This window comes from Amycolatopsis echigonensis (assembly GCF_014174495.1).
Taxonomy (GTDB): domain Bacteria; phylum Actinomycetota; class Actinomycetes; order Mycobacteriales; family Pseudonocardiaceae; genus Amycolatopsis; species Amycolatopsis echigonensis.
The window spans coordinates 1-16,171 of record NZ_JACJHR010000090.1; the positions used below are offsets into that span (position 1 = coordinate 1).

At 66.7% G+C, this 16,171-nt stretch carries 21 protein-coding genes; 8 read left to right on the plus strand and 13 right to left on the minus strand.

Translation table 11 applies throughout. The features are described 5' to 3' along the window. Positions 1-248: 248 nt before the first annotated feature. Genes H5411_RS38790 through H5411_RS38800 form a run of 3 tightly spaced genes read right to left on the minus strand, consistent with a single transcriptional unit; the run spans position 249 to position 1,700 of the window. Positions 249-767 (minus strand): hypothetical protein, encoded by a 519-nt coding sequence (locus H5411_RS38790; RefSeq protein WP_183126652.1) that lies wholly within the window; start codon positions 765-767, stop codon positions 249-251. After that, positions 767-1,369 (minus strand): hypothetical protein, encoded by a 603-nt coding sequence (locus tag H5411_RS38795; protein ID WP_183126653.1) that lies wholly within the window; start codon positions 1,367-1,369, stop codon positions 767-769. Before H5411_RS38795 ends, H5411_RS38790 begins: the two co-directional genes overlap by 1 nt. A gap of 4 nt (positions 1,370-1,373) precedes the next feature. Next, a complete protein-coding gene (locus tag H5411_RS38800; RefSeq protein WP_101435462.1) occupies positions 1,374-1,700 on the minus strand; it encodes a hypothetical protein in 327 nt (108 codons plus the stop codon). A gap of 838 nt (positions 1,701-2,538) precedes the next feature. Between H5411_RS38800 and H5411_RS38805 the strand changes: the two genes are divergently transcribed. Further along, positions 2,539-2,847, plus strand: a complete 309-nt coding sequence (locus H5411_RS38805) for a hypothetical protein (RefSeq protein ID WP_101435463.1) — start codon at positions 2,539-2,541, stop codon at positions 2,845-2,847. Positions 2,848-3,301: 454 nt separating this feature from the next. Further along, the gene (locus tag H5411_RS38810) at positions 3,302-3,736 is read left to right on the plus strand and encodes a hypothetical protein (protein ID WP_143271366.1); all 435 of its coding nucleotides are present in this window, start codon (positions 3,302-3,304) and stop codon (positions 3,734-3,736) included. A gap of 324 nt (positions 3,737-4,060) precedes the next feature. Here H5411_RS38810 and H5411_RS38815 read toward each other — a convergent pair whose 3' ends face one another. Genes H5411_RS38815 through H5411_RS38850 form a run of 8 tightly spaced genes read right to left on the minus strand, consistent with a single transcriptional unit; the run spans position 4,061 to position 9,134 of the window. Next, entirely contained in the window at positions 4,061-4,783 is a 723-nt protein-coding gene (locus H5411_RS38815; RefSeq protein WP_143271367.1) for a hypothetical protein, read from the minus strand. A 26-nt stretch (positions 4,784-4,809) separates the two neighbouring features. Then, positions 4,810-5,178: a hypothetical protein gene (locus H5411_RS38820; protein ID WP_101435465.1), complete on the minus strand. Its 369-nt coding sequence runs from the start codon at positions 5,176-5,178 to the stop codon at positions 4,810-4,812. Then, positions 5,175-5,501, minus strand: coding sequence for a YbaB/EbfC family nucleoid-associated protein (locus H5411_RS38825; RefSeq protein ID WP_208637317.1), 327 nt, complete (start codon positions 5,499-5,501; stop codon positions 5,175-5,177). Before H5411_RS38825 ends, H5411_RS38820 begins: the two co-directional genes overlap by 4 nt. 5 nt (positions 5,502-5,506) lie before the next feature. Continuing rightward, the gene (locus H5411_RS38830; RefSeq protein ID WP_167441878.1) at positions 5,507-5,971 is read right to left on the minus strand and encodes a YbaB/EbfC family nucleoid-associated protein; all 465 of its coding nucleotides are present in this window, start codon (positions 5,969-5,971) and stop codon (positions 5,507-5,509) included. A 15-nt stretch (positions 5,972-5,986) separates the two neighbouring features. Then, entirely contained in the window at positions 5,987-6,709 is a 723-nt protein-coding gene (locus H5411_RS38835; protein ID WP_101435468.1) for an ESX secretion-associated protein EspG, read from the minus strand. Positions 6,710-6,714: 5 nt separating this feature from the next. Continuing rightward, complete coding sequence (locus H5411_RS38840) at positions 6,715-7,986, minus strand: hypothetical protein (protein ID WP_101435469.1); 1,272 nt, start codon at positions 7,984-7,986, stop codon at positions 6,715-6,717. 1 nt (position 7,987) lies between these two features. Continuing rightward, positions 7,988-8,599 (minus strand): DUF3558 domain-containing protein, encoded by a 612-nt coding sequence (locus H5411_RS38845; RefSeq protein WP_312878699.1) that lies wholly within the window; start codon positions 8,597-8,599, stop codon positions 7,988-7,990. Between the two features lie 7 nt (positions 8,600-8,606). Then, positions 8,607-9,134, minus strand: a complete 528-nt coding sequence (locus tag H5411_RS38850) for a hypothetical protein (protein ID WP_244194577.1) — start codon at positions 9,132-9,134, stop codon at positions 8,607-8,609. 531 nt (positions 9,135-9,665) lie between these two features. Here H5411_RS38850 and H5411_RS38855 point away from each other — a divergent pair. Both H5411_RS38855 and H5411_RS38860 read left to right on the plus strand, forming a co-directional pair. Beyond that, positions 9,666-9,887 carry a Rossmann-fold NAD(P)-binding domain-containing protein gene (locus H5411_RS38855; protein ID WP_244194578.1) on the plus strand — a complete coding sequence of 74 codons (222 nt, stop codon included), beginning with the start codon at positions 9,666-9,668 and terminating at the stop codon, positions 9,885-9,887. Then, positions 9,884-10,507 (plus strand): CPBP family intramembrane glutamic endopeptidase, encoded by a 624-nt coding sequence (locus H5411_RS38860; protein ID WP_101435471.1) that lies wholly within the window; start codon positions 9,884-9,886, stop codon positions 10,505-10,507. Before H5411_RS38855 ends, H5411_RS38860 begins: the two co-directional genes overlap by 4 nt. 147 nt (positions 10,508-10,654) lie before the next feature. Here H5411_RS38860 and H5411_RS38865 read toward each other — a convergent pair whose 3' ends face one another. Further along, positions 10,655-11,323, minus strand: a complete 669-nt coding sequence (locus H5411_RS38865; protein WP_244194579.1) for a VC0807 family protein — start codon at positions 11,321-11,323, stop codon at positions 10,655-10,657. 181 nt (positions 11,324-11,504) lie between these two features. Between H5411_RS38865 and H5411_RS38870 the strand changes: the two genes are divergently transcribed. The 4 genes from H5411_RS38870 to H5411_RS49125 all read left to right on the plus strand — a co-directional run bounded on the left by H5411_RS38870 (position 11,505) and on the right by H5411_RS49125 (position 15,347). Continuing rightward, positions 11,505-12,113: a DUF1453 family protein gene (locus H5411_RS38870; RefSeq protein ID WP_101435473.1), complete on the plus strand. Its 609-nt coding sequence runs from the start codon at positions 11,505-11,507 to the stop codon at positions 12,111-12,113. Next, complete coding sequence (locus H5411_RS38875) at positions 12,110-13,261, plus strand: sensor histidine kinase (protein WP_183126654.1); 1,152 nt, start codon at positions 12,110-12,112, stop codon at positions 13,259-13,261. Before H5411_RS38870 ends, H5411_RS38875 begins: the two co-directional genes overlap by 4 nt. Further along, the gene (locus H5411_RS38880) at positions 13,258-13,914 is read left to right on the plus strand and encodes a response regulator (protein ID WP_101435475.1); all 657 of its coding nucleotides are present in this window, start codon (positions 13,258-13,260) and stop codon (positions 13,912-13,914) included. Before H5411_RS38875 ends, H5411_RS38880 begins: the two co-directional genes overlap by 4 nt. A 290-nt stretch (positions 13,915-14,204) precedes the next feature. Then, on the plus strand, positions 14,205-15,347 hold the full coding sequence (locus H5411_RS49125; protein ID WP_183126655.1) for a GyrI-like domain-containing protein: 1,143 nt from the start codon (positions 14,205-14,207) through the stop codon (positions 15,345-15,347). A 382-nt stretch (positions 15,348-15,729) separates the two neighbouring features. Here H5411_RS49125 and H5411_RS38890 read toward each other — a convergent pair whose 3' ends face one another. Then, positions 15,730-16,125 carry a cupin domain-containing protein gene (locus H5411_RS38890; protein WP_220818067.1) on the minus strand — a complete coding sequence of 132 codons (396 nt, stop codon included), beginning with the start codon at positions 16,123-16,125 and terminating at the stop codon, positions 15,730-15,732. Positions 16,126-16,171: the final 46 nt, after the last annotated feature.

The following is a 16,171-nucleotide window of genomic DNA, read 5'->3' on the forward strand; positions in this document are numbered from 1 at the left end:
AAACCTCCCGACACACGACCCTTCCCCGTCATGCGCCCGAACGCACAGCAAGTCATCCCCCCTACCGCACGAGAACGGTCAAACACCATGCCAGCCCGACGGCCAGGATCAGTGTCGCGTGGCCTCGAACGGCTGCTTGCTCTCCTGCTCCGGTGCCCTGGCCCGGGTACCGTCGAGCACCGCCTCGAACCAGCCCAACAGGCTCCAGGGAGTGAACTCCGCTCGATACTGGCAAGTACGAGCGATCGTTATGCGACGGGAAGCATCAGCATCGAACCGTCTTCCCAGTACAAGCTCGCCGGGGCGGGGCTCCATTGCGGTCGCTCGGCTCCACGGCCGCTCCACACGACGGTCGGCTGCGCGCCGGGACCGGTGAGTTCGACGATCGCGAGTTGGGTTTTGCCGCGGACGACAGCGACCTCGCCGGGACGCTGCTTGAGGGCTTCGGCGACGCGGTATGCCTCGCCGGTTGCGGGTCCGCTCGGGATGGCGGCATGACGTTTCGGCCCGTCGCGTTTGAAGAGCCGGAACAGGGCCCAGACCGTGACGAACGGCCAGGTGATGGTGGAAGCCACGTCCACCAGGAACTCACCGATCTCCACCAGGCACCCACGCGGACCGTTCTCGCTCGCGGCGCTGCGTTCGCGTTTCCCGCGGCGGTCCCGTCGCGAGCCGACCGTGACCCGGCCCATCCCGGTGACCTGGACCGGTTCGCGCCAGGCCGCTTCGAAGTACTGCTGCGCTTGCGTGATCAGGTGTTCGTCCATCAGCCCACCCAGGAGACGGTGTCGAAAATGTCGAGCGCCAGCACGACGACGTGTTCCCAATCCTGCCAGTTGTTCGAGCACACCCCGACCATCGCGACCGACGTGCCCCGGGGATCCGGTATCCATGCCGCCACTTGCCGTTGCAGGACAGGTATCTCGATGCCGTCCGCGCCGTTGCGCAGGATCGTCTTCTCCTCCTGAACGGTGACGACCGCTTTCCCGGCGGGAAGGTCGAGCAGACGCGCCGTCCGGCCCTCGACCGGGGCATGCACCTCGAGCAGGCCCTCGACGGCGACGTCGACCGAGTCATGGGCGGAGGGAATGCACGAGCTGGCCAGGACCGGCATGATCGGCCGATCGGGGACGTCGGGCGAACGGTAGACCGCGATCGCCGCGTAGCCGATGCCCTGCGAGCCCATGGTTTCGCCGTACAAGGCGTAGGTGTTGGCGAGCATCGCCGCGTTGGGGTCGTCTGCGACCAGCCCGAACGCGCCCGCCACCCGGGCGTCGAGTTCGTGCTTCTCGGCACCGTCTACCTCGATCTCCTCGACCGGCAGTTCGACGAACCCGTCCGGGACGGTGAAGGTGAACTCACGGGTCATCCGGTCACCGTCCCTTCACGACCCGGTCGAAGATCTGGCCGGCGGATTGCGGCGGCCGGCCGGTGACCGTGTCCTTGACGAAGTCTTTCGCGGAGTCCTCGGCCCGTTCCAAGTAAGGCTCGGCGACCCACTTGGCGGCCATGCCACCCGCCTTGGTCGCCGCACCCCAGGCCGCCGCTCCCGCAGCGCCGGCGCTGTGCTCCATCTTGAGGATCGGGCCGCCGACCCACTTGTCGAAGCTCGCTCCCCAGCCGAACGCGGTCTGGACAAGTCCCTCGTCGTGCAGGATGTTGCGCGCCGCACCGGCGCCTTTGGCGACGGCTTGCACCACGCCCTTGGCTTCTTTGGCCGCTCCGACCGCGCCCTTACCGGGATGCCGACGCCTCGTCGAGCGAGCGTGCCGATCGTATGCGCGCCGGTACGGAGTGAACCGTTTGTTGGTGCTGGGTTCGGGCATTCCAATCGGGCAGCCACTGCACCGCCGGGTCTGGCAGTCCTCCGGCATCGGCTACGACGAGGGCCCGGCCGTCTCCGTGGAATCTCATCCGGTGCTGCTGGCGAAGGCTCGCGCGGGGATACACGCTGTCGGCACCTGTGCGCCCAGCACGTCTGTGGTACCCGCTCGGCCCGGAGATCGGCGAGGTCAGCTCTGCCCGCAGCCTGATCGCGGGGATTGCGGCCAGCGCATGATCCAGAATCCGGAGAACGCGATCCTGTCCGGCGACGCCGGAGCGTCGCTCCTCTCGGACGACAGCAAACGAAAACCGACCGATTGTCCAGTGAGTTACCGGGCCAAGAAGTGATCTCTCCGCGCGAGCCTGGGGTCAGTCCCAGGCGCGTTCGGCGTGCAGGCCCTGCCGCGCCAATCGGACCATTCACTGGGCGGACCGACGTGGACGCGGAGTTTTCCTGCCGATTCAGGCGAAGCTCGCGCAACCGCAGCGCTTGAAAACGCCCATTTCCGCACCCTGGAGACCACCGCCTACACACAGGCGAACTGGCACCCCGTCCTCCTCCGATCCTCCCCGCCAGGCGGTGAAGCCGCAGGTCAGGAATTCATTGGGGCATCAGCTACGCGGAAATCGAGGGCGCACTCGCGGTGGACGATACGGGCTGTTGTCGACGAGGAGCTTGGCTCCTCGTCCTAGGCCCGCGAACCAGGGCTTTGCGTGCTGGTAAAAGTTTCCGCCGAGGCGAGTGTCAGCGAAGTCAGGGTCGTCGGCATGTGCGCCGTCGCCGAGGTTCTTCTGCGCTACGTGGGCGTCGGGTTCCAGCTCGCCGTGGTCACGGCTGCCTTGCGCGAGAGCTGGCTGGCACCCATCGTCCCTACGCCGACCAGCACTTCGCCGGCGACTTCCTCAAGCGCGGTCACCGCGGCCGTCGGCCCAGACCATCGTCCGCTCGAACGCACCCGGCCTCCGAAATACGGTGCAAATGCGGCGCAAACGCTGTGGTCGTTCGGATTGGTACCCGGTTGACTGGTTTTACGGCCACAGCGAACAGCCCGGGCCGTCCAGTTATCTCCGGAACCGTACCGACGGAGCACATTCATGAACCGCTGGCGCCCAGCTGAGTACCCGAGCGCCTGTCGACCTTGCCGCGGGCTCACCCGGCGCACGGCTCGGTCAGGGGTTGTTCGCGCGGAGCCGAGTCCGACGCCTTCGCGACGCTCGCGCGCGGGTTGCAAGACGCGGCGGTGGAAGGCGTCCGCAAGCACTCGCCGCAACCGAGAGCGCGCAGGCACCGCCGACCTGCTCGCGACCGCCGTACTACTGAACTTCTGCAGCCAACTTGGCTGAGGAAGCGCCGGACGTCGTCCGCCAAGCCTTCGCGGGGCTGCGTGGATCATTCCGAGATCACGTCCGATCGAAGTATCTCTGCCGAACCCGCAGCACCTTGAAACGACAGTGACCACAAAGGAAGGCCGCAAAGTTGGGAACTGATAACGACAGGGTATTCGATATTGAATTCATGGTGCGCGATCTAGAAGGGAAAATTTCCGAATATCCCGAGGAGCACCTCAATTCGCTTCCAACCTGGAAGACATTTGAACTGTCCGAAACACTTGCCGAACTTGGCGACAAACTGAAAATGCTTACACGGCGTGCCAGCATCCCGCACAGCGGATGGATGCCAGAGATAGGGCAATCCAATCAAAGCGGGTGCCGAGTGGCGCATCGAGCAGAAGAGAAGGCTGTTCGCCGCGGACTGGCTCTTGTTTCACTTTGCGGCGCGGACTGCTATCCATTCTATGGACGTGACAGTGAGAAAAAGATCCTGACCCACCCGAAGTGCGGCACCTGCGAACGGCTGCTCGACGATCAGCTAACAGGCACGACCCACGCCCCGACCAGCGCAGCGGGATAACCCGATTGCCCACTCTGCATGCTTGCCCGAATCTCGTCAGCAGGAGCCGGCAATCTCATGCAACCCAGGACCGAACCCGGGAAGCTCTCACTGCGGCCCGGGCCCCGGCGAGCGCCGCCGTGGATGCGACGGCTGTTGCGGACCGGGCATCGGATGCCAGTTGCCAGCAGGATCGACGTAGTACCCGCTGCGCCCTTGACGTCTGCGCAACGCGTTCCTCAAGGGGATGACAACGGCCAGACCGATACCCAGCATCGCTACAGAAATAACGGCGATGATGAGGACCGCCCACCAGAATATATCCATTTTCCCGCTTCCTCCGGCCTAGCCAGCAGGGTTGACGTGCCAGCTGCCGGGGTTTCCGATCTGATCAGGCAACGGCGGCAGCTGCTTGAATCCGGCGGCGCTGGCCCTGAATCCGACCGCGGCATCCTTGTACTGGCCAAATTGTTCGACAGCACTGGAAAGCAACTCCGTGCAGTTCCTGATGAAGTTGGTCAAGAGGTCAGTGATCGCCTGGATAGCATTTGAAAGCTCGAATTCACCGATCCCTGGAATCAGAGATACTCCGATGCTGACTCCAGCGTTGGCGATGTCCGCAGCCGTGTTTCCTATTAACCTGATTGCCGCCGCGTACGTATTGTATACGATGGATACGCAGCCGCCTAGCGCTGTTCCCATGCTCGCCATGGCGGACTGGTCGGACCCCAGCGCCCCGGTCACGTCGGTGGAGTACGCCGAGAACTGACTGAACGCAGGCCCGGACCAGTAGCCGGCCAGGTTCTCGGTCGCGGTCTGAATGGCGAGCTGAGAGTCGCCTACCGAAGGGTTCGACGCCCAGCCCTGGGCCAGAGCATTGACTCTCTCAGCGTTCCCGAATAGCTCGTTCTTCATCTTGTCGAGCGTCTGGATCACGTCGGGATGGTTGTACTTGTTCGCAGCTTCCCGGATTTTCCGGTCGGCGTCCTCGGGATACGGGATGCTGGGCACGCTCGGGATCGGATTCGGCTTTCGCGGTGCCGGATCAGTGCCGACGGACGGGTCCATGAACGACTTCTGGGACGGATTCGCCATCAGTTGCCGCCTTTGTTGTCCGGCTGATAGACGCCGCCTTCGTCGACTTTTCCTGCCAGCCAGCCGAATTTCTTGTAGTACTCCTCGTCTTGCGCCTCGTAGGCCTTCGCGGCGGTGTCGAGGCTGTGGGCCGCGGCGTCGAGGCTGTCGCAGCTCGCAGCGGCTTTGTGGACGATTTGGTCGACCGCTGCGTTGTATTCGGGGACGATCCCTGCCAGGTGCCCGAGGAGGCCGAGGTCCTGCTCGTTCATCTTGAAACCCGGAAGATCCTCCCCGCACAGCTCAAGGTGGCGTCTCGCGGAATCCACAAACGCAGCCTGGGTTCTGCGGAGCGCTTGCGGGACGACTTCGAATCCCTTGCCGGTCATGCGCTTCCCCTCCTGGCGGCCGGGCCGGCCGTCGATGCGTTCTGCAGGACTTGGTTCACATGCGCACGCGCCTGAGCCTCGGCGTCGCGAATGGTCTGGGCGATCTGAGCGCCGAGCACGCGACCATTTGCGGAGGTCAGGCCACGCGGATCGATCGTCACCGACACGAGCGCCCCCTGTCCTGACACCGTGACCTCCCCCGCTCCGCCGGGGATCTGGCGGTTGATCGCCGAACCTGCGGCCGCCGCAGCCGCCGCCTCTGTCCGGTGCAGGTTCGCTTCGATTTCCTGGGTCAGGGCGTAGAGTTCGTTGTACATCGACATGGTCGTCACTCCCCGAGTGCCAGGAAATCGTAATCGCCGAAATCGTCATCGTCGTCTTCAGCACGCGCGCTCCGCGGTGAGGTTGTCGGCTGGCTTGCGGCCGTCAACGTAGGCGCGGACCCGACGCCGACCGGGTCAGGCACAGCCGCCGACGCGGTCGAGTCGGCGTGAAGTATCGCCGACACCGCAGAACGCGCGTGCAACCCCGCCTCGGTACGAGCGCGGTTGACAGCCTCGACAACGGCCGGGCCGACCAGCTCCGGATGTGGCGAACGCAGCGCTTCGTCGCGAATCACGATGTCGACGACCTCCCCGCGGCCGTTGACAGTGGCAGTCGCGGTGCGGTCCTCGGATGCGCCACGGAATCGTTCCGCGGCGAGTTCGAGATCGACTTCGGAGAGACGTCGCTGGCGGGCGACGATGTCCTGGCCGTTGCCGATGCCCAGTGCCTTCAGGATGTCCACAGTCATCAATACGTCCTGTCGTCAGCGAAACGCGTCAAGAAGATCGGCGACTCGCGAGGCGGTAGCGGGTGCAAGGTCCCACCGCTCGTCGTTGTAATGCTTGCTGATCTGCAACACCCAACGCCCTGCGTCGGTGTCATAGACCCGCAGCGGGAACTCGCAGCGCCGACGGCCGCTGCGGTCGCGTACCTCGGCGTAGAGTTCCGCGCTGACCAACGGCGGCATGGCAACGACCCGTTCGGCCTGCCGCACGGCGCTGTCGCGGGCGACGCCGGTTTCGCGGGCTTCGACCAGCTCGCTGCGCAGCACCGTGATCGGCTGCGCGTTCGACCGCGCGTGCTCGTGCGGCAGCACGTCCACCAGTACCGCGCTCAACCGCTGACGCCGGAACATCCGCACCCAGACCTCATTGCCGTCGCGGACCGCGATCAACCCGAACCACGACGACCCGGCGGCCAAGGCCGACAAGTGCTGCTTGCCGTCGCTGAACCAGCCGTAACAGGCGTGCGGCGGCCGACTCAACAACTCGACCACGTCGGCCAGCTCCGGATCGTCCGCACTGCGCGCCCGACCTTCGTAGCGGGCTTTCAACTCCGCCAGCCGCTTGTCCTCGTCCGCCTGAGCCTCGCTGTCATGCCACTCCGCCTGCGGTGCCAGCGCGACATGCAGATCAGCGCCGGTCATCCCGGTCACCAACGACGCGAGATCCGACACGGCGAAGCCGACCGGTTCGGCAAACCACATCGGCGCTACACCCGCCTCTTGGGTGCCTCGCCGATCACTGCCGGACTGGCGGCCATCCCGGTCTGCGGATCCACCAGCCGCTCTCCGTCATCGGCGGCGAGGAACGCCTCGTCATCGGACAACACATACTTCCGCTCGTGTTCCTCGTCCTCCTCGGCTTTACGTCCCGCACCGGTTCCCACGCCGCCGACGCCTGCGCCGCCCGCCCGGCCCGACGACGAACCCGACGCACCGCCGGCACCACCACGTGTCGGTGCCTCCTCCGATGCTCCGATGCCGCTTCCGCGGCCGCCGCCCGGCATGTTCGCCCCGCCGGCACGACCGCCGGGACCAGTGCCGGAACCGGACGAACCGCTGCCACCCGCGCCGCCGACCGGGAACCCACCCGGACTCCAGGCACCCCCGCCCGTCGCTCCGGACGCATTCGAGTCCAGCACGCCGCTGCGGTACAGGCCAGGATTGCCTGACGCGCCGCCCGGCTCGAAACCGGTCTGCGCGCGCGGCGCGACATAACTGCTCGGCGATGTCGACGAGCCCCCGCCTGAACCCGCCGCGCGCGGCGGCACGGCTCCAACAGGCGACGACGGTGCCCCGGAAGCCACGACTGGACTAGGAGTCGCGGAGTTCGCGCCGCCGTAAGGACCGGCCGCCGGGGCAGGCCCCGCAGCATGACCGGACTGAACCGGACCGCTCTGCCCTCCGTGTCCCGCCGGACCGTGGACAACGGGAGCCGGCGGCTGCGCCGTGCTGATGTTCATCGCGTTCGCATCGATCTGGCCGTAGCTGGTGGGCATCGCGCGACCGGTCTCGTCCGACGCCGTGGACCAAGACTTCATCGCCGCCACGTTCGCCGCCGCGACGTCGTTGCTCTGCCGGGTCCGGCTTTCGATATCGGCGTCGATCACACTCTGCACGCCGAGAAGCTCCGTCATCGGCGGAGGAGCCTGCGGTAGCGGAGGCACCGGCTGAACCTTGGCCTGGACGTCATGCCACGCAGACGACTGAGCCGTCAGGCCAGCCTGCGCCATGCCCATCGCCTCCGCGGCCTGCGCGTGCTCGGCCGCCAACGGCCCCGCGCCCCGCGACGCCGCGCCCGCAGCGTCGCCGGTCCATCCTTCCTCCATCGCCGCGGCCAGCGACCGGATGTCCGCCGCCCGGCGGTCGTACCGGGCCTGGAACGAGTTGATGTGGTCGGCCGCCTGCATCAGCCCGCCCGGCCCCACGCCATTGGCGAAGTTCTCATAGATCTGCTGACCGGACATGGACTGCCCCGCCATCTCACTGCCCGCCTTGCACGGTCGACAGGACAGCCTTCGCGACGTTCGTGGCCGCGGTCGTGGCATTGCTGCCAGGCACACCCTGGATCAGCACCAACATTTCGTCTTGATCCGACAAGCCGACGATCAGACTCGCCTGTCCTTCTTTTCTGCGATCGGCCGTATTGGCCATAACCGCCGGAAAACCGTTCACCACGGTCGGTTCGAAGTATCCGTCGCGATAATATCCGGTCGCATGCTGTCGATAGGTATTGGTAAGACCGTCCTTGACGGTTGTGAGAAACGTGGCACTGACAGCGGTGTATCCGTCACTGAACCGCCAGGAACAGCGGATTCCAGTCGATTCCGAGTGCGCTTCCGCCTTGCTGAGCTGCAGCGATGACAGCTGGGCCGACGTCAACATGCTGCACGGATCAGAAAGGAACTTGTCGATCTTCAGCGGGGTCGCAACCTTGGGCGCAGTGACTTGTTGACTTCCGGCCGAAGCAGGCGGACCGGCCTCACCGGAAGCAGGGCTCGCCGTCCCCGGATTCGAATTTCCGCAACCCCCAATGAAAGCGACTCCGAAACTTGCCACAGCAGCCGCCATAAGGCGAAATTGATAGCGATTCACAATAGTCCTATTGATACATTCCACTGGAAGGGGAGTTGCTCGGATTCGCTTTGCCGAGGGCTTCCGCCACGTCGGCATCGTGCTGCGTATAAGTACCGTTGGCTTTTTTCAGCGCATTGATATAGACGCAAGCACTGCGCTGCATCGACACATTGTGGGCAATCATTTTTCGAATTGACGCCTGCGCGAGTTGCGCCTGCTGGACGGCAGGCTGGTCAGGCGACGGGGGTTGGGCGGCAGTCAACGCGCTTTCCTGAGTTTGCTGGTCGTCCTGCAGATCGTGGAGCACGTTCTCCCATCGGGAGATCAGTGCGGCGACAGTGCCGGGATCGAACCGATACCCGCCTGAGCGCGCGGAGTTCATCGTGGCGAACGCCGAATCGCCGGCGTCCGCGGCCCCTGCGTCCCACGGGGCGATGAACTGGTCGGATGCCCGCTGCACCGATGTTCGGCCAGTGTCGGTCGACGAGTGCCCGGCCCCATCGGCTGCCGTCGAGTGCCTGCCTGGCGGCGCGCCGCCATCCGCTCTCCCCACGTCATGCTCCCCTCACAACCCGTCATCACTTGCCATCAGAGTATCGCACGAGGCTTCATCGCGGGTGTCGATTGGCGAACCGGGACGCACTCGGAGCGCGACCGCTCGCAAGGGCCCCTGACCTGCGGCAGACACCTACTCTCGACGGCAAGGCTCGAACCCCGGGCGAGCCGTCTTTTTCGCGATCTGGGCCTCGTGGGCGCGCCGGCTCGATCCAGGACACGAAATTCGTCCACCGCTCCGTACCGCTCCCAGGGGAACCCCGCTCCGGGGCCCCATGCCTCCCGACGGCGCACCGCAACGGACGACGTCCGCTCGCACGCCATGCTCGATCTCGCCTCAGCCTGCCGCCGACGCTGGCCTGCACCTATGAGATTGTGCAGCGCGCATTCTCACGAATTTTCCTGGAGCAAACCTGGAGCAGACCCATGGTTCATCTGACACCAAACAGCGCCGACCTGCATTCAAGTGCAGTCAACTGCGACGCGCACCCTGCAGGTTCTCGATAACCGCAGGTCAGGGACGTGTCCCGTGCCGGTTCCGTTTCTCTCGCCCCGGCTGTCGTCCTATTGGCTCTCGCTGGTCACCGACATCGACGCGACGACTGGGCGAGCGCTGATCGATTCGATGGGCAACGAGGTTGTCGTCCGGGACGACGCGATCCGCCGGATTGTCGAGTTCGATCCGATGAGCTATGACGACGCCGTGCTGCAAGCGCTGGGCGAACGAGCGAAACAACGGCGGACCAGGTGAAGGCGTTCCTGACGGCGGTGACCGCGGCGGGCTCCGGGCTGCTGGGCGCGTCGCTGGCCAGCAAGCCGGGGTCACGGCGGTTTCACGCGCTGACCGCGTCGGTCGCGGCGACTTGGTTCGCTGGTGCGCGAGCGGCCGGGCCGGTACCCCGAGGCCGGCCGGACGTTGTGCAGCCGGCGCTGGTGGGTGCGGGCGCGTTCGGCGTGTTTTACGGCTGTGCTCTGGTCGCTCGCCGGATTCCGTTGCTGCGCCGCGCGATCACCGGGGTCCTCGGTCACGCCCATCACGGTTCGACGCCGACCGTCGTGACGACAGCGCTCGTAACCGGCGCGGCTGAGGAGTTCTACTTCCGTGGCGCGCTCTACGACGCGTTCGGCGCACGTGAGTCGACCGCCCTGTACGTGCTCTCGACAACGGCGACACGGAATCCGGCATTAGTGCTGGCGTCAGCGGCCATGGGAACGCTCTTCACGTTGCAACGCCGTTGGGGCGGCGGAGTACAGGCGCCGTTGCTGACGCACGTGACCTGGTCTGCCCTGATGATCGGCTTCCTGCCTCGGCTCTTCCCGCCTCCGGATTCCAGCATCGCCGAGTCCAGCCGGGGCGGAGTGGGTCCGTAGGCATCGGTGCGGGGATCGCGGGCTCGCGCCACGCCCGCGTGGACGTCCGGGCAGCGCTGGATTCGTTGCTCGCCGAGAACGGCTGGAATCCGAACACGTCCCGGTCGCCCTGTCCTTCCTCGACCTTGTCGCGGCAGCGAGGCGCGCCTACGACCGCTGAGCCTGGGCAGGCTGTTCGGCCCGCCGCTTGGTCAGCAGCGTCCACGCGATGAGGCCCGCGAACGCGACGATCATCAGAGCCTGCGAGCAGTCCGCCGCAATGTCGAACGGCAGCGTGTACACGCCCACGATGCGAAGCACGGAATCGACGAGCAACCCGATCCCCCAGACCAGCGAGATCTGGTACCAGCGACGCCGCAACGACGCGTCGTTCGCGGTGGCGTCGAATTCACGCTGCTGCTCACCGCCCGCCGAGCGCGCGAAGCGTCGTGCCGCGTAGTACGCCAGTGGACGGTTGAGGACGCAACTGCCGACTAGGGCCGCGCTGGCGCAGAAGGTGGTCACCGATTCCTTCGCCAGCAACAGACGCGGGTCGCCGGTGAGGAAGCTCAGCCCGAGCCCCAGGCCGAAAAGCAGCATGAGGAACGACGAGAACAGGTCGATCCGGCGCTGTGCCACCGCGACCCACACGGTCCGCAGCCCCGCGACGATGGTGCCGATCAGCAGTGAGACGTAGGCGCTCGCGCCGAGCAGGCTGGCAGCGTAGTAGGCGACGACGGACAGGCCGACGTCCAGGAACATCGTAGTGATCATCGTGCGGGCGGGCTTCATCATGCCGTACTCCCCGGTTTTGGCTTGGCTGCTGGGATTCGCCACCAAACGCTACGGTCGCCGCGAGCCGCCGTCTTGCCTCCGCGGACGTATCCCGGGTGGAGAAATCCAGGCTCGGGTGGAGGGATTTCTCCACCCGCGGATACCCCTCGCACCGCACGACTTCGAGGCCGTTCCTCCGTAGTTTTCTCGGCATCGGAACGACTTCGAAAGGCAGGAACAACCCATGAGCGGACCCGTGGAGATCATCCTGATCGTGGCGGCGGTCGGCTACCTGATGGTGCGCCGGTTGATCGGCGAACCCGCGCAGGCCAAGCAGATGCTGATCCTGCCCGCGGTGCTGACTGTCGTCGGCCTCAGCACTCTGTCCGGCGAGGTGAAGACGCCCGCTTCAGTGGTTTTCCTCGTCGGGACCGCGGCGATCAGCGTCGTCCTCGGCCTCCTGCGCGGGGCGAGTGTCCGGATTTCCCAGCGCGACGGCGTCGCCTTCGTCCGCTACACCGCGGTGACCATCGGGCTCTGGGTGGCGAACATCGTGGTCAAGGTCGGCGTGAACCTCGCGGTCAACGCGTTCGACCCGCAGGCCGCCGGCGGCACCGGCAAAAGCATGTTGCTCACCATCGGCGTCGGCGTCCTCGCGGAAGGGCTGGTCGTGCTCTACCGCGCGCTGCGCGCCGGGCACCAGGTGATGTGGGCCCAGGGCAAGGACGGCGCGCCCGCTCAGAGCTCGCCGCTGCTGGACAATCTCCAGCGCAATCTCCGCGGCGGCACGGCGGAGTGGAACACTCGGTCCGCTCACGACGACAGCCCGACGAGGAGGAACCTGATCCCATGAGGACGCTGGAGCGGGCACCCGCTCTCATCGGGCAGTACCGGGACGAGCTGATCCAGCCCGCTCTCGTCCTCACCTCGGTCGCCTGCACCGCGGTTCAATGGCCGGACGCGCAGATCGCGTACCGGCCATTGGCCTTGCCGCTGTTCGTTCTCACCTCGATCGCCGCGCTCGCCTCGCTGCTGCCCTGGTCCCGGCTGGCCGGGAACCGGCAGATCGCGGTGATGAGCGCCTACATGCTCTTCGGCGCGGTGCTCATGCCGCTGGCGCACGCGACGTTCGCGGCGATGTTCCCGTTCGTCGCCGCGTCCGCCGCGGGGATCAAGCTGGCGTCCCGCCGCACCGCGGTGACCATCGCGACCGCCGGGGCCGTCGTCGCGTCCAGTGCGACCTGGGTGGTCGGCGAGCTGTCCCCGCAGCTTCTGGAATGGCCGGTGTGGCTGACGCTGACCGTGGCGCTGCCGGTCGCTTTCGGCATCGGGCACCGGGACCGCCGCGACGCCATCCGCAACGCGCAACTCGCCGCCGAATCGGCCCAGCGCGCCCGCGAGTCCGAAGCCCGCGAGGCAGCACTCGTCGAACGAGGCCGGATCGCGCGCGAGATTCACGACGTACTCGGGCATTCGCTCTCCGGGATCGCGCTCCAGCTGGACCTGGCCGACGCCCTGCGCGACAGCGGCCGAGACGACGAGGCAGCCGCTGCGGTCCGCAAGGCACGCGCCATCGCCGTCGACTCGATCAACGAAACCCGCCGCGCGGTGCACGCGCTGCGCGAAGACACCTTGCCGCTGCCCGAGACGTTGTACCAGCTCGCCGAACACGCCTCGGCTGAGTTCGCGATCGAAGGCGAGGCGGGAGCGGTCGGCCCGGAGACCACGCACACGATGGTCCGGGCGGCGCAGGAGGCGATGACCAACGCGGCCAAGTACGCGCCGGGCGCGCCCCGGAGCCTCCGGCTCGCCTTCACCGCTGATCATGTCAAGCTGACCGTGCACAACGGGCCCGCGACCGAACCTCGCCGCGCCGAGCTGGCCGGCGGTTCCGGGGTCGGGCTCGTCGGGATGCGCGAACGAGCCGCCCTGCTCGGCGGCACCCTGCGAGCAGGCCCGGCCGACGACGGATGGACCGTGGAACTGGAGCTGCCACGATGACGGAACGCCCGATCAGCCTCGTTGTCGTCGACGACCAGGCGACTGTCCGCGAGGCGCTCGCGGTCATGCTCGACCTCGCCGAGGACGTCGACGTCGTCGCGACCGCGACCAACGGCGCCGAAGCCGTCGAGGCGGCGCGGCAGCACCGGCCGGACGTGGTGCTGATGGACCTCAACATGCCGGTGCTGGACGGGGTCGGCGCGACCGGGAAAATCCGCGAAACCCAGCCGGACACCACAGTTCTCGTGCTCACCACGTTCGACGACGACGAATCGATCCTGGCCGCGTTGCAGGCGGGCGCGAGCGGCTACCTGACCAAAGAGGCCGACCGCACCACGATCCTGCACGCCGTGCGCACCGCGGCACAGGGCCAGACCGTGCTCTCGCCCGAGGTGCAGCGGCGGTTGCTCGCACTTGCCGCCAAACCCGCCCCGCCCGCGGAGCCGGACCTCGCGCTGACGGCACGCGAACGAGAAATCCTCGGCCTGATCGGTGACGGCCTGCGCAATCCGGAAATCGCCGCCAAGCTGGTCATCAGCGAGGCCACGGTGAAAACCCACATCAACAACCTGTTCGCCAAAGCCGGTTTCCACTCGCGCGCGGACGCGGTCCGCTACGCACTCAAGTACCAGAACGGTCAGCGCCAGCACTAGCTCAAGCGGGCACAGCCTATGGCTGCGGACCCGGACGAAGCCGCCTTGGTTCGGGAGGCGGTGGCTCGTCTGGGCGTGACCCCGACTGTCACCGCCGCAGCGCTGTCTGAAGCCACTGTCGAACTCGCCGGACCGGAGCGTCCACGGCCTGCTTGCCGAGGAGCAACGGCAATACGAAACGGCCCGGCTGGACGTCGTGCTGCCGGTGCTGCACGGCGGACTCGGCGAGGACCCCGCTCCGGAGGTCGCGGTCTTGGAAGCCCAGCTATTCTAGCGCTAGAATAGCTGGCGTGCCCGCTCTCACCGACGCCGAACTGACCGTCCTCGGCCTGCTCGTCGAGCAACCCCGGCACGGCTACGAACTGGAGCGGGTGATCGAGGAACGCGGCATCCGCGCCTGGACCGCGCTCGGCTTCTCGTCGATCTATTACGTCCTCGACAAACTGGCCAAGCGCGGCCTGATCGAAGCCGCCGGCGGTCCTCGCTCGGGGAAATCGCGCGCGACCTTCCGAGCCACGCGATCCGGCGTCGACCTGTGCGCGGAGGCCACCCGCGAAGCGCTCACCGCCCTCACTCCGGTCCACGCGCGCGTCCTCATCGGCATGGCCAACAGCCCGGGCCTGCCGGACGCGGAAGTGCGTTCCGGACTGACCGCACGACTCGCCGCGTTACGCGAACAACTCGCCGAAGTCGAAGCGACGCGCGCCAGCCAAGAACCCCTGCCAGACGCCGCGGCAGCGATCTTCGACTACAGCGAAGCGATGCTCACGGCCGACCTCACCTGGACCAAGAGCGTCCTCGACAAGGAGACCGCGATGGAGAAGTACGACGTCAAGAAGGCTCACCGCGCGCTGTATTCGCCACCGTCGAAAGACTTCACCGTCGTGGACGTGCCCGCGCTTCAGTACCTCGCCGCCGACGGCCACGGCGACCCGAACACCGCCACGGACTACACGAACGCCGTCGAAGCGCTGTACGGAATCGCGTACGCGGTGAAGTTCGCCAGCAAGAATACCCTCGGCCGGGACTTCGTCGTCGGCCCGCTCGAAGGGCTGTGGCGCGCCGACGATCCCGCCGCCTTTCTCACGCGGGAGAAGGGGAAGTGGGACTGGACGATGATGATCCATCAGCCGGATTGGGTCACCGAGGAGATGGTCCGGGAGGCTTCCGAAAGCGTCGCGAAGAAGAAGGACAATCCCGCGCTCGCCGGAGTCCGGCTACGCACGTTGACTGAAGGAACGAGCGTCCAGATCCTGCACCTCGGCTCGTACGACGACGAAACGCCGACGCTGAACCGGCTCCACCACGAATACCTGCCCGAGCACGGCCTGACCTTCAACGGCGACCATCACGAGATCTACCTGAGCGACCCGCGCCGCACCGCGCCCGACAAGCTCAAAACGGTTCTGCGGCAGCCGGTCAAGCCTCTTTGACCAAGATCTGCTCCAGCGGAGTCGTGAGCTTCAGCGGCTGCCGCCGGACGGACCGGAGCGTGTGGAGTCCCGTCGGGCGTGGGGAAAGCCGGTCGTGCGGGTGTCGACGTAGTCCGCGAATCCGGCGAGCGAGACGCCGCCGGATTCGCGGTCCGGGAACGCGACCGCACGGATTCCTCCGTGCGCGCGGGGGTTACTGGCAGGCTTCGCAGTCCGGGTCGTCGATACGGCAGGCGGCGCCGTCGACGAGCGGAAAGTCGAAGTCGTCCAGAACGGGAACGACCGAGGCGGTTTCTTCTGGCGTCGCGGAGGGCGTGGCGGGAGCAGACATATCCGTTGTAGCGCTCAAGATCGCCGAACATTCCGTGACGCCCGCCACAGCTCAGGCCACCCAGTCCGGAAGGATCTTGTCCCCGTCCGCGGTCGCACAGGCCGGCACCGCGCCCGTCCGATACACCCGCGTGCTGCCCGGCGCGCACACGATCGCCACCATGCCGCTCCGCGCGTCGGCCCGCACCTGCCTCCGCGCGTCGGCAGACAGCACCACCGTCTCCCCCTTCCCCGCGGACTCGACGACGCCGTCCAGCGTGATCTCCGCCCCGCCGTCGAGAATCGTCCACACCTGTTCCGTATCGAACGCATGCACCGGCCCGACCGCGCCGGGCACCATCTCCACTCTCCAGACCGCCTGCTGGCTGCCGCCTTGCGTCGGTGAAGCCAACGTCGTCATCACCGCGTTGGGCGTCTCGGTCCGACGGCTCTCCCGGATGACTGTCATGTGTCGCTCCCCGCTAAGATAGACAATGAGGTTGTCCATATAGTCA

Coding starts and splice junctions, on each gene's coding strand:
- H5411_RS38790 (WP_183126652.1), bottom strand. CDS start 767: ATGGACGAACACCTGATCACGCAAGCGCAGCAGTACTTCGAAGCGGCC.
- H5411_RS38795 (WP_183126653.1), bottom strand. CDS start 1,369: ATGACCCGTGAGTTCACCTTCACCGTCCCGGACGGGTTCGTCGAACTG.
- H5411_RS38815 (WP_143271367.1), bottom strand. CDS start 4,783: ATGGACCCGTCCGTCGGCACTGATCCGGCACCGCGAAAGCCGAATCCG.
- H5411_RS38820 (WP_101435465.1), bottom strand. CDS start 5,178: ATGACCGGCAAGGGATTCGAAGTCGTCCCGCAAGCGCTCCGCAGAACC.
- H5411_RS38825 (WP_208637317.1), bottom strand. CDS start 5,501: ATGTCGATGTACAACGAACTCTACGCCCTGACCCAGGAAATCGAAGCG.
- H5411_RS38830 (WP_167441878.1), bottom strand. CDS start 5,971: ATGACTGTGGACATCCTGAAGGCACTGGGCATCGGCAACGGCCAGGAC.
- H5411_RS38835 (WP_101435468.1), bottom strand. CDS start 6,709: ATGTGGTTTGCCGAACCGGTCGGCTTCGCCGTGTCGGATCTCGCGTCG.
- H5411_RS38840 (WP_101435469.1), bottom strand. CDS start 7,986: ATGGCGGGGCAGTCCATGTCCGGTCAGCAGATCTATGAGAACTTCGCC.
- H5411_RS38870 (WP_101435473.1), top strand. CDS start 11,505: ATGAGCGGACCCGTGGAGATCATCCTGATCGTGGCGGCGGTCGGCTAC.
- H5411_RS38875 (WP_183126654.1), top strand. CDS start 12,110: ATGAGGACGCTGGAGCGGGCACCCGCTCTCATCGGGCAGTACCGGGAC.
- H5411_RS38880 (WP_101435475.1), top strand. CDS start 13,258: ATGACGGAACGCCCGATCAGCCTCGTTGTCGTCGACGACCAGGCGACT.
- H5411_RS38890 (WP_220818067.1), bottom strand. CDS start 16,125: ATGACAGTCATCCGGGAGAGCCGTCGGACCGAGACGCCCAACGCGGTG.